This window comes from Erythrobacter sp. S227 (assembly GCF_057364925.1).
Window position 1 is genome coordinate 1,413,837 of the sequence record NZ_CP200280.1, and the last position, 11,938, is coordinate 1,425,774.

Below are 11,938 nucleotides of genomic sequence, written 5' to 3' on the forward strand. Positions count from 1 at the left end.
GGCCGATGCGCTTACTCAAACCCGTGGAAGGTGACATGCTCGTCTAACGGCACGCGCTCACGCTCAAAATTATTGAGCGGCGCGTCGGGGTCGCGGTAGCCAATCGCCATTCCGCAAAAGAGCATATAGCGCTCGTGATCGAGGCCAAGGTGATCGCGGATCGTGTTGGCGTAGAGCGCCATGAATTCCTGATAGCAGCTGTCCAGGCCCTCTTCGCGAAGGAGCAGGGCGACGGTTTGCAGCCACATGCCGGTATCAGACCACTGCGGCTCTTTCATAAAGCGCGGGAAGTATGTGAACATGACGACCGGCGCATCAAAGCTCGTCGCATTGCGCGCCATAGCAGCAGCGCGTCCAGCCTTGTCCTCGCGCGCAATCCCCATCGCGCCAAACATACCCGCGCCCACGGCGTGAAGGCGCGAGAGGTAGGCCTCTTCCTGTTCGGGCGCGGTCCAATCGTATTCGGGCTTTTCGGGGCCGTTCTTGGCGATCTTGGCCTGTAGCTCTTTGAGCGAGTCCCCGGTGACGACAGCGGCTTCCCAAGGCTGAAAGTTGCAGCCCGATGCCGCCCAACGTGCGGTGTCGAGCACGCGGCGAAGCTTCTCAAGCTCGACGGGCTGATTGGTGAATTGGCGGATGGAGCGACGCGATTTGACGGCTTCTGATACTTTCATGAAGCGGGTGCTAGCGCCACGCGCAACCAAGAGCAAGACGCTTGCATAGGCTAAGCTTCCAAGCCTATCATCGCCACCAACACGCACATGGGGGGACCGGTGCCAGACGTTTTCATTTCCTATTCGCGCCATGATCAGGAGGCCGTGGCCCGCCTTGCCCGGAAGGTCGAGGCGGCAGGGTATGACGTGTGGTGGGACGCAGAATTGCCGCCCCACAAAAGCTATGGCGATGTGATCACCGAGAAGATCGGCTCCGCCAAGGCAGCGATCGTTGTGTGGTCAGAAACGGCAGCCGCCAGCGAATGGGTCCGCGCCGAGGCAGATGTTGCCCGCAACCAGAAGAAGCTTATCCAGACAGCGCTAGGCGATATCATCCCGCCGCTGCCATTCAACCAGATTCAGTTTGCCGACATTGGAGATTGGCAGGGTGAAGACGACCACACGGGCTGGCGTAAGGTCCTGGCGAGCCTTACTGAATTGTGCGGAGAACGCGATGCAGGCGGTGCAGCTGCGCCCGCTGCTGTCACTGCCACCTCAAAACCGGCGCCACCGCCACCTCCTCCACCGCCGGAGCCGGCTGCACAACCAACTGCGCCGTCGAAATGGCCGCTCTTTACCGGGATTGGCATAGCGGCTCTGGCGATTGTCGGAGTTGGTGCCTTTATGCTGGGCTCCCTTGGCGGCGAGTATGAGGATGATCTTGAGCAGGATTTCGCTGAGCTTGATGTGCCTGAAACCGATTTCGTTCCAGCGCCCGAGCCGGAACCGACCGACGCCGTGCCCGAACCGGAGCCAGCCCCCACCCAAAACCTGTCTGCGGCCCCGCGCACAGGCGCATCGGGCGGACGCAGGGTCGCTTGCTATTTCGGTAATCCCATGGGGGAGTATGACGGGGCCTGCGCATTCCGCGCGCGCTCAGGCGGGGACTTCATCACCACGAGCCTGGAAGGCCCCTATCTGCTAGACATCAATCAGATCGGCCTTGATGTGGTCGGCGACGGTGTTGGCATGCTACAAATCTACAGCGAAGAATTTGGAATGGAGAGCTTTCCCGTCACGCGCAGCGCCCAAGATCGAGCCTGCTGGCAAGGTGAGGATGTAATCTTCTGTGCGCGATGACGTTGAGTTGGATGAGCTGCAGTCGGCCTAGGCTTCGATCAAAATCCAAGGCCGGCATAAATCCCATACAGAGATAGAGGCAATCCGATCATCCCGATTGCTCTCAGAACTATTGGATCTGTATGCCAGGAGGAGCTGTGCGTCGTGGAGCTTTCGGCATCATCTCGAATCATCGATTGCGGAAATGCAACTGCCTTCAAACAGGCGGCGCCCATTAGAACGCTTGCGATGAGCATGTAATAGTTCACAACATTCACCGCCTTCGTCCGCCCTTCTCATCCTCGAACAGTTCCGCAAGCTGCTCCATGATCGTGCCGCCCAATTGCTCGACATCCATGATCGTCACCGCGCGGCGGTAGTAGCGGGTGACATCATGGCCGATGCCGATCGCGACCAATTGCACTGGTGAGACATTCTCGATCCAGTCGATCACGCCGCGAAGGTGGGCTTCGAGGTAGCCAGCTGAGTTCACGCTTAGCGTCGAATCGTCCACCGGTGCACCGTCAGAGATCACCATCAGAATGCGGCGTTCTTCCGGGCGATAGACTAGGCGAGAATGCGCCCACAAAAGCGCCTCGCCATCTATGTTCTCTTTCAGCAGCCCCTCGCGCATCATGAGCCCCAAATTGCGGCGCGCTCTGCGCCATGGTTCGTCGGCTTGCTTGTAGATGATGTGGCGCAGGTCATTGAGACGCCCCGGCCCTTGCGGCTTGCCATCAGCAAGCCACGCCTCGCGGCTCTGCCCGCCTTTCCATGCCTTGGTCGTGAAGCCGAGGATTTCGGTTTTCACCCCGCACCGTTCCAGCGTCCGCGCAAGGATATCGGCGCTGATCGCAGCAATGCTGATCGGCCTCCCGCGCATGGAGCCTGAATTGTCGATCAGCAAGGTCACAATCGTGTCCTTGAAATCAATGTCGCGCTCGACCTTGTAGGACAGCGCCGTTCCGGGCGACACGATCACGCGGGAAAGGCGCGCTGCGTCCAGAACGCCCTCTTCCTGATCGAAGTCCCAGCTGCGGTTCTGCTGTGCCATAAGGCGGCGTTGCAAGCGGTTGGCGAGCCGTGTCACCACGCCCTGAAGCCCCGTCAGCTGGCTGTCGAGATAAGCGCGCAGGCGGTCGAGTTCTTCCGCATCGCACAGTTCAGGCGCCGCGATTTCTTCGTCGAACCGCTCGGTGAAAGCCTTGTAGTCGAGCCCTTCGGGAATGTCTGCCTGCGGGCGGTTAGGACGTGTGGGCGCGTTGGAGGCATCGCCGTCTTCGCCCGGCTCGCCCTCTTCGAAATCCTCATCGCCCTGCATTTCGGCTTCGGTGTCGCCGTCCGCCTCACCCTCTTGCATTTCGCCAGCAACATCGGCGGCATCGGGCTCGGCATCGCCTTCCTGCTGCTCGTCGCCTTGATCTTCGTCGTCCTGACCGTCGTCTTCATCAGAATCGTCTTCGTCGGTCTGGTCCTGATCCTCGGTCGGGCGGGTAAGGTCGAGGTCGCGCAGCATGTCGAGCGCGAGTTTTTGGAACGTTTCCTGATCGCCAAGGCTGTCGGCGAGAGAGGACATATCCCCTCCAACCGCTTTCTCGATAGCTTCACGCACAAGGCTAAGCCCCGTTTGCGCACGGTCGGGAATGGCCTCTCCGGTCAGTTCCTCACGCACCATAAGCGCAAGCGCGGTCTGCAAAGGCACTTCGGAGGCGTTTTGCGCGCGGGTAATCCCGTCAGAGTTGAGCCGCATTTCGGTCGCATCGTCGAGGTTCGACTTGATCCCCTCAAACCGGTTCGCGCCAAGCGCTTCCCAGCGCACCTGTTCGATCGCGTCATAACACGCGCGCGCCACAGGCTCTGGCGGCGCGTTCACCGCATGAAGCCCCGCATCGTGGTGGCGCAGTTTCAGCGCAAAGCTGTCGGCAAAGCCGCGCGCTTCGCTCACTTGCTCTGCGGGTAGATCGCGGCCCGGCAAAGGCACACGGAAACGGTTGCCGGACGCACCGGGCACATCAGCGCTCCACGCAACCTCAACCTCGGGGTCGCGCGCAATCGCACGCGATGCTCCGGTCAAAGCCTGCTTAAATTGATCGAGAGGGGTTTCTTCAGCCATTACCGGTTGCCGTTAGCAACTCGATACGCCTTGCGGCAAGGCGAATAACGTCAAACGCTGCGCATCATACAATAGACTGCCCTGTTGCTTCCCAGTCTTTGAGGAAGCCTTCGATGCCTTTGTCGGTCAGCACATGGTTGAACAGCGCCAGGATAACCTTGGGCGGCGCGGTCATGACGTCTGCGCCAATCTTTGCGCTTTCCAGCACGTGGGTGACGTGGCGCACGGATGCGACAAGGATTTCGGTGTCGAAACCGTAATTGTCGTAAATAAGGCGGATGTCTTCGATAAGGTCCATCCCGTCAAAGCCATTGTCATCGTGGCGGCCCACAAATGGCGAGATGAATGTTGCGCCCGCCTTCGCTGCGAGAAGCGCCTGATTGGCCGAAAAGCACAGCGTCACATTGACCATAGTGCCATCATCGGAAAGCGCTTTGCAGGTTTTGAGACCATCGACCGTCAGCGGCACTTTGATGCACACATTGTCCGCGATTTTGCGCAGGACTTCGGCCTCTTTCATCATGGTCGCGTGGTCGAGCGCGACAACCTCGGCGCTGACGGGACCATCCACGATTGCGCAGATTTCCTTGGTTACTTCCATAAAGTCGCGGCCCGACTTGTGGATCAGCGACGGATTGGTTGTGACACCATCCAAAAGGCCCGTTGCGGCAAGCTCTTTGATCGGTTCGATTTCTGCTGTGTCGGCGAAGAATTTCATGGGGCGCGGCCTTTCAATGCGTGTTCGTCAAAGTGACTGCCAATCTCGGGCAGGATTCGCAACCAGGCGGGGTTTGTGCGCTGGTGAGAACCGGTGGAATTCGCAAATGCTAAAGCGCTGAGCCAAGGCCAAACACGCCGATAAGAAGCGGGTCATTGGTCGCGCGCGGGTTGGAGCGGATAATCGCTTCTTCATTGCCGATCTCGGTCCAGATCGCGTCATCGATATTGCCCGCAAACCCTTGCGCAATCCCGCTAATGTCAGCGCCGCTTACTTCCTGGAGCAACTGGGCCACGGCCGGGTTGGAAGCTATCCGTAAGGCATCGCCCAACTCGGGCACCATTTGATCGATCAATCGCCCGCCTAGCTCTCCGCGTAAAGCTGACGTCGCCGCTTTGGGCCCGCCGCGCACCAACTCCACCGCATTGGCAAAACCGATTGTGCGCACTGCTTCTGTAACGATAGGAGCGGCCTTGAACGATGCATCGACGGCAAAGTCTGCAAAAGCGTCCTCCAACTGGTCTTTCACAATCGTCGAGGTCAAAAGCCGCGTCAGCACATTGCCGCGCGAGCCCAGCATATCGCCAAGACCAAGCTTGGCGACCTCATTGTCCCAAAAGCCGCCCTGTGCGGTCAGGCGGGCAAAGGCGTTGTCGCTCGCGACCAAAAGCAATCGGCGCACCGCTTCGGTAAGGTTCAGGCCGGGAACACTCGCACACGCGGGCAAAGCGAGGGTGGCGGAAAGCGCGAGCCCTCCCCCAAGCACTTGTCGTCGTGGGAGCGAATGACCTTGTGATGAAACAACGGACGATGGGTTAGCGGGTGACTTGTGCATATCTGCCTCTCCTGCGGCTGGTATATCTTTGAGCGCGTGCGTATTTCTAACACAAATGAACCGCGTTCGCCTTCTCGTCCTTAATGCAGCACTCGGGCCGCTTGATTACAAGCTGGCGGACGCAATGTCTGTGGAAGCAGGAAGCGTGGTGGTTGCGCCTTTGGGCCCGCGTACGGTTACGGGCGTCGTCTGGGACGAAGGGCGATTGCCGGGCGCAGAGGTGGATGCATCAAAGCTGCGGGCATTACGCGAAGTGGTCCCTGTGCCGCCGATTTCCGCCCCCTTGCGCCGCCTGATCGAATGGACAGCGGACTATTACTGCGCGCCCTTGGCCAGCGTTGCGCGCATGGTTCTGTCAAGCGGAGGCGCGCTGGGCGGGCCGTCCACAACAACCGAATACCGGCTGGTCGAAGGGGCCGTCCCCGAACGCATGACCCCTCAGCGCGAGGCAGCGATTGACCTGCTTCAGGGCGAGCAGGGTATATTGCGCGAATTGGCCGATATTTCAGGGGTTTCCACCGGGGTTCTGCGCGGCCTTGTCAACCAGGGGGTGATTGAACCTGTCACCGTCGCGATTGACCGGCCATATCCCCCGGCGGCTCCGGATTTTCATCAGCCCACCTTGTCGGACGATCAAATGCGGGTTGCCAAGACTTTGGTGCAAGCGGTTGAAAAACGGGCGTTTGAGCCATTCCTTCTCGACGGGGTCACAGGGTCAGGCAAGACGGAGACATATTTCGAACCCGTGGCGCAGGCTCTGAGGATGGGCCGCCAAGTGCTTGTCCTGCTTCCTGAAATTGCGCTCACCGAAAACTTCCTCACCCGGTTCGAACAACGCTTTGGTGCAGCGCCTGTGCAATGGCACTCCTCCCTCAAATCGACCGAGCGCAGGCGAGCATGGCGGGCGATCAGCGAGGGCAGCGCTCAGGTGATCGTCGGCGCGCGCTCGGCATTGTTCCTGCCCTATGCCAACCTTGGCCTGATCGTGGTCGATGAAGCGCACGAGATCAGTTTCAAACAGGATGACGGCGTGCGGTATAATGCGCGCGATGTGTCCGTCATGCGAGCGCGGTTTGAGGAAATCCCCGTGGTCCTCGCCAGCGCCACCCCTGCATTGGAAAGCCTGCATATGGCGAACAGCGGGACTTACACAAAGCTGCAACTTCCCAGCCGGTTTGGCGGCGCTGAACTCCCAGAAATCAAGCTGATAGACTTGACGCTTCACAAACCGGGTGCAGGCCGCTGGCTGGCTCAGCCCTTGGTCGAAGGGTTGGAGGCGCGGCTTGGTGCTGGCGAACAATCGCTGCTGTTTCTGAATCGGCGCGGATATGCTCCGCTGACGCTGTGCCGCAATTGCGGGCACCGGTTTCAATGCCCCAATTGCAGCGCGTGGCTGGTCGAACACCGCTTGTCCCGCCGCCTCTCCTGCCACCACTGCGGGCTGGAGGGACCAGTGCCCGAGAGCTGCCCTGAATGCGGAGAAGCTGATTGCCTTGTCGCCTGCGGTCCCGGCGTTGAACGCATCGCGGATGAGGTCGCAGAGCTTTTCCCCGATGCCCGCGTCGAAGTGGCCACATCCGACACCCTGGGATCGCCCGAACGCGCCGCCGAATTCATCGCCAAGGCCGAGGCACGCGCGATTGACGTGATCGTGGGCACGCAGCTTGTGACCAAGGGTTTCCACTTCCCCGAGCTTACCCTCGTCGGGGTGGTTGACGCAGACCTTGGCCTTGAAGGCGGGGATTTGCGTGCGGCCGAACGCACGTATCAGCAGGTCGCGCAGGTCGCAGGGCGCGCAGGCCGGGGCTCGAAACCGGGCGAAGTCTTGATCCAGACCCGCCACCCAGAAGCCACCGTTATCGCCGCGTTGGCAGATGGCGACCGCGACGGGTTTTACGAAGCGGAAACCGAGGCCCGACGCGAGGCCGGTGCCCCGCCATTTGGCAGGTGGGCTGCGATCATCCTGTCGAGCGAGGACGAACGCGAAGTGCGCGATGTTGCCACGCGGCTGGGCCATGCGCGACCGCAACTGGACGATGTCATGATATTAGGGCCAGCGCCCGCGCCGATGGCGCTGCTGCGCAACCGCTATCGCTACCGCTTCCTCATCAACGCGCGGCGGACGGCCAATTTGCAAGGCACCCTTCGCGATTGGCTTGACGCACAGGAATTTCCCCCCGGCGTGCGGGTTGGCGTCGATATCGATCCGTACAGCTTTGTATGATGGGCCTTACTCTCAAATACCGCACCCCAAAAAATCCGCTCCCGAATTAAGTCAATCCTCACCCTCTTCTGGCATCCCGCGTGGATGAATGTTCATAACAGCTTGCCAGAGAGATAGGATGATCAAGTTCGCTGCACCCGCAATTGCCCTTTCCCTTGCCGCAACAGGTGCGCCTGCTTTTGCGCAAGCGACGCCGTCTGAAGAGGGTGGCGGATGGACATGGGAAGAGCTGGAAAGCGACAAGCCCAAGACGTGGTATGTGATGATCGCGGTCCATCAGGCCGTGGGTCCGGCAGGCTGCGACACCTATCGTTATAAGGTCAGCACAATTGAACCCATCGTGATCAAAGGTCCGCCAGTGGTGCGCGCAGCGCATGGCGATGAGCTTGCATCATGGTGGATGATGTATGTGCGTGACCGCGCGCCCACACCCTATCGCTGGCTCACCACTTCCGTGGGCCACGAACCGCCCCAGGTGTATTTTCGCGAGACAGCCGAGGAAGCCATGGAAGCCTTCCGCAAAGACGGGCATCTGCGCCAAAGCCGAAGCTGTTCAGGCTCAAAGCTTGTCGGACTTCGCACCAGAAACTTCAAATTCACGCCTCCTCCCGGTTTTGTGAGGACAGAATTCGGCAATGAACCTGCGCCCCAAGGCGTGACGGTCGCGCGCGATCTTCGACCCGCACCCGGAACAACACCCGGCGCGCGCTAATTCCGCGGCACTTTTTGGTCTCTTGCGCGTTAGCGTGCACATGACTTCATGCCGCACTCTTATTCCCGTTCTTGGTGACCAGCTCACCCGCACCCTTCCCTCGTTAATGGGGGCCACAAAGGACGATAGCGTCGTCTTGATGATGGAGGTCTGGGACGAGGCGACTTACGTGCGTCACCACAAGCAGAAGATCACGCTGATCTTCTCCGCGATGCGCCACTTCGCCAACGAATTGCGCGATGCCGGATGGCAGGTCGATTACGTCAAACTTGACGATGCAGACAATGCAGGCAGCTTCACCGGCGAAGTCGCCCGCGCGATCGAGCGCCATGACCCGCAAGCAATCCGCATAGTCGAAGCCAGCGAGTGGCGGGTTCAGCAGCAGATCGAAGAATGGCACGACAAATTCGCCTGTGATGTCGAAATCCTGCCCGACAGCCGCTTCCTCTGCTCGCATCAGGAGTTTCGCGATTGGGCCGAGGGGCGAAAGCACCTGACGATGGAGCATTTTTATCGCGAAATGCGCAAGAAAACCGGCATATTGATGCGCGACGACGGCAAGCCCGAGGGCGGTGATTGGAATTACGACAAGGACAACCGCGAGGCGCCGGACAAACAGCTAAACCCGCCTCCTGTTCCAAAGTTTGAGCCCGACGACATCACCCGCGAAGTGATGGAATTGGTCGAGGACCGCTTTGGCAGCCATTTCGGCAATCTGGACAGTTTTGAATGGCCCGTTACCGCCGATGAAGCCGAAAAGGCCGCAGATGCCTTTTTCGCTGAACGGATCGAGAAATTTGGCCCCTATCAGGACGCCATGGTTCACGGGTCCGACGACCTCTATCACTCGATGCTTTCGACCAGTATCAATTGCGGTCTGCTCGACCCGCTCAAACTGTGCGAGCGCGCCGAGAAGGCTTATGAAGAGGGCCGCGCACCGATCAATTCGGTTGAAGGTTTCATCCGGCAGATTATCGGCTGGCGCGAATATATCCGCGGGTTTTACTGGCTGCATATGCCGGGGCTTGCCGATGATAATGAAATGGATGCCAATCGGCCTTTGCCCAAGTTTTTCTGGACCGGCGAGACCGATATGCGATGCCTGTCCGACTGCATCCGTTCAACCCACAATAACGCGCACGCCCATCATATCCAGCGGCTGATGGTGCTCGGTAACTTCTGCCTGCTTGCTGGCATCAATCCCAAGGATGTGCAGGACTGGTATCTGGCCGTTTATGCCGATGCCTATGAATGGGTGGAGCTTCCCAATGTTTCTGGCATGATCCTTTACGCCGATGGCGGAAACCTTGCGACCAAACCCTATGCGGCGTCGGGCAATTACATCAACAAGATGTCCGATTACTGCAAAGGATGCTCATACAGCGTGAGCAAAAAGACGGGCGAAGGCGCGTGCCCGTTCAACCCGCTTTACTGGCACTTCATGGACCGCCACCGCGACCGCCTTTCCAACAATCACCGGATCGGGCGAATTTATTCAAACTGGGACCGGATGGGCGACGACAAGAAACAGGATTATCTCGACAGTGCCGAGGCATTTCTGGAAAGTCTTGAGCCTGCCAAACCCGGCTGGGCCAGAAATGAAGAAAACGCGCAATAGGCTCAACCGGGGCGCAGCGCCTTCAGCAGGCCAGCCGCAGCGGCGGTATCGACATATTCGCGCAAAGCCGTGATCTTGCCATCCGCGACATCTGCGACAACACACAGCACCAGCTTGAACGTGCTTCCATCAGGCAGCGTGCCGCACACATCGTGCTCTTCGACAAAGCCATTTTCGGTGGCCGTACACACCGTGTTTTCATAGCGGAAATCGGGCACCACCGTGTGAACCGCGCCGGTAAACTGCATCAAGGTGTCGCGGTTCATCGCAGGCCCGCCGTTCTGGCTGCCCGAAAATGTGTCGGCGCAAAGGTCCTTGGCCGTGGCCAAATCGTTTGTTTCAAGAGCGGTGAAAAACCGGCGGCAAAGGGTGATGTTGTCCATGGCCTCAACGCTAACGCGCCACGCTCCGCTTGAAAAGCCTGCCTATTGGATAGGCACGTCCTGGCGCTCGGCATCCTCGCGCTTGACGACTTTATGCTGCGTTTCGGTGAGGCCAAGTTTCCAATAGCTCGAGGTGTAAATATTGCATTTCTCGAGAGCGATCTCTTTGCGGAAGTAATCGCGCACAAGCTTCATCCCCTCAAACTCGCACGCCGCCCAGCCCGCAATCTCGACATCCGGCAGATCAATCTGGCGCAAGGTATCGACCAGCAGCGAAGGGCGAAGGCCCGGCTCCGAGTTCACCACCCAGCGCAGCTCCACACCATCGGGCGCATCAATCGCCACCGCATCTTCCTCATGCTGCACTTCGAGCACAGCCACACCCACCGCATCGCGCGGCATGGCCTCAAGATTGGCGCTGATCGCGGGCAGAGCCGACATGTCTCCTGCGATAAGGTGAAAGTCGCAAGCCTCTGGCGATGGCTTGGCAGAACCGGGGCCGCGAATGGTCATTGGATCGCCCACCTTGGCATCCAAGGCCCAGCTGGTCGCAGGTCCCGCCGCGTGACCCCCGTGCAGCGCAAACAGCACGTCGATCTCTGTCTCGCGCTGACGCCGAATGGTGCAGGTTCGCATGAGCGCTTTTCTGCCCTCACTGCCGGGTTCCAAGATCAGCTTGAAATAGCCTCCGTCCTGCGCTGGCGGAAAATCGCGCAAGGCTTCGCCAGCGAGGGTGATTTGATGCATCGACGGCGAAACGCGCTTTGAGGCGGCGACGGTGAGATCGTAGAAAGCTTGAGCCATGCGCCACACTTAATGCGAATAATTCGCAAATCAATGCGCACAAACAAAAAGGGCGACAATTAGTCTCGACATCAATAGCCCCATCGCGCAAGCAGACGGCCAAATCGTCAAAAGGAAACTCACCCATGCTCACCATCCACCACCTTCGCATTTCGCAATCCGAACGCATTGTCTGGCTGTGTGAGGAGTTGGGCGTCGAGTATGATTTGAAACTGTACAACCGCGATTCGGAAACGCGTCTGGCACCGCCGGAATTAAAAGCACTCCACCCGATGGAAATTGCGCCGGTCATCACCGATGGCGACCTTGTTCTTGGCGAAAGCGGCGCGATTATGGACTACATCGTTGGCAAATATGCACCCGATACCGATCTGGTCCCCGGTCCCGACAGCCCCAATTTTGCGCAGCATCTTTATTGGTATCACTTCGCCAATGCGACGCTCATGACCAATGGGATGATGAGCATTGCGGTGAACGCTGTGGGAGCCGAAATGCCCCCTCCCCTTGCGAAACGCATCACCAATGCATGGGCGCATATCGAGAAGGCTTTGGGCGAAGCGGACTACTTCGGCGGCGCGAATTTTTCCACCGCCGACATCATGCTCGGCTTCTCCCTAACCACAGCGCGCGCGTTCAACGATATGAGCATTGAGCGCATGCCGAATTTGCAAGCCTATTTGCAACGCATCGGCGCACGCCCAGCCTATCAGGCAGCGATGGCCAAAGCAGAACCCGGCTTTCCGCCGAAGCTGGATTAAG

The 11,938-nt window shown here is 59.2% G+C and carries 11 protein-coding genes; 5 read left to right on the forward strand and 6 right to left on the reverse strand.

Annotated elements, in window-relative coordinates; genetic code table 11:
* Positions 1-11: 11 nt before the first annotated feature.
* Entirely contained in the window at positions 12-674 is a 663-nt protein-coding gene (locus tag AC0V6Q_RS06865; RefSeq protein WP_486167653.1) for a nitroreductase, read from the reverse strand.
* A 99-nt stretch (positions 675-773) separates the two neighbouring features.
* Between AC0V6Q_RS06865 and AC0V6Q_RS06870 the strand changes: the two genes are divergently transcribed.
* Positions 774-1,793 carry a toll/interleukin-1 receptor domain-containing protein gene (locus tag AC0V6Q_RS06870; protein WP_486167654.1) on the forward strand — a complete coding sequence of 340 codons (1,020 nt, stop codon included), beginning with the start codon at positions 774-776 and terminating at the stop codon, positions 1,791-1,793.
* Positions 1,794-2,046: 253 nt separating this feature from the next.
* Here the strand turns inward: AC0V6Q_RS06870 and cobT are convergent, their stop codons facing one another.
* The 3 genes from cobT to AC0V6Q_RS06885 form a co-directional block, all read right to left on the reverse strand.
* Entirely contained in the window at positions 2,047-3,885 is a 1,839-nt protein-coding gene (cobT, locus tag AC0V6Q_RS06875; RefSeq protein WP_486167655.1) for a cobaltochelatase subunit CobT, read from the reverse strand.
* Between the two features lie 64 nt (positions 3,886-3,949).
* Entirely contained in the window at positions 3,950-4,603 is a 654-nt protein-coding gene (gene fsa / locus AC0V6Q_RS06880) for a fructose-6-phosphate aldolase (protein ID WP_486167656.1), read from the reverse strand.
* Between the two features lie 109 nt (positions 4,604-4,712).
* Positions 4,713-5,438 (reverse strand): DUF4197 domain-containing protein, encoded by a 726-nt coding sequence (locus tag AC0V6Q_RS06885; RefSeq protein WP_486167657.1) that lies wholly within the window; start codon positions 5,436-5,438, stop codon positions 4,713-4,715.
* A gap of 55 nt (positions 5,439-5,493) precedes the next feature.
* On the opposite strand from AC0V6Q_RS06885, the gene AC0V6Q_RS06890 reads away from it, so the two are divergent.
* The 3 genes from AC0V6Q_RS06890 to AC0V6Q_RS06900 all read left to right on the forward strand — a co-directional run bounded on the left by AC0V6Q_RS06890 (position 5,494) and on the right by AC0V6Q_RS06900 (position 9,992).
* A complete protein-coding gene (locus AC0V6Q_RS06890; protein WP_486167658.1) occupies positions 5,494-7,662 on the forward strand; it encodes a primosomal protein N' in 2,169 nt (722 codons plus the stop codon).
* 118 nt (positions 7,663-7,780) lie between these two features.
* A complete protein-coding gene (locus tag AC0V6Q_RS06895; RefSeq protein ID WP_486167659.1) occupies positions 7,781-8,374 on the forward strand; it encodes a hypothetical protein in 594 nt (197 codons plus the stop codon).
* A 40-nt stretch (positions 8,375-8,414) separates the two neighbouring features.
* The gene (locus AC0V6Q_RS06900; RefSeq protein ID WP_486167660.1) at positions 8,415-9,992 is read left to right on the forward strand and encodes a cryptochrome/photolyase family protein; all 1,578 of its coding nucleotides are present in this window, start codon (positions 8,415-8,417) and stop codon (positions 9,990-9,992) included.
* Positions 9,993-9,994: 2 nt separating this feature from the next.
* Here the strand turns inward: AC0V6Q_RS06900 and AC0V6Q_RS06905 are convergent, their stop codons facing one another.
* Both AC0V6Q_RS06905 and AC0V6Q_RS06910 read right to left on the reverse strand, forming a co-directional pair.
* Positions 9,995-10,375, reverse strand: coding sequence for a nuclear transport factor 2 family protein (locus AC0V6Q_RS06905; protein ID WP_486167661.1), 381 nt, complete (start codon positions 10,373-10,375; stop codon positions 9,995-9,997).
* Between the two features lie 42 nt (positions 10,376-10,417).
* Complete coding sequence (locus AC0V6Q_RS06910) at positions 10,418-11,179, reverse strand: siderophore-interacting protein (RefSeq protein ID WP_486167662.1); 762 nt, start codon at positions 11,177-11,179, stop codon at positions 10,418-10,420.
* 125 nt (positions 11,180-11,304) lie between these two features.
* On the opposite strand from AC0V6Q_RS06910, the gene AC0V6Q_RS06915 reads away from it, so the two are divergent.
* Positions 11,305-11,937, forward strand: a complete 633-nt coding sequence (locus AC0V6Q_RS06915; RefSeq protein WP_486167663.1) for a glutathione S-transferase family protein — start codon at positions 11,305-11,307, stop codon at positions 11,935-11,937.
* The last annotated feature ends 1 nt before the right edge of the window (position 11,938 follow it).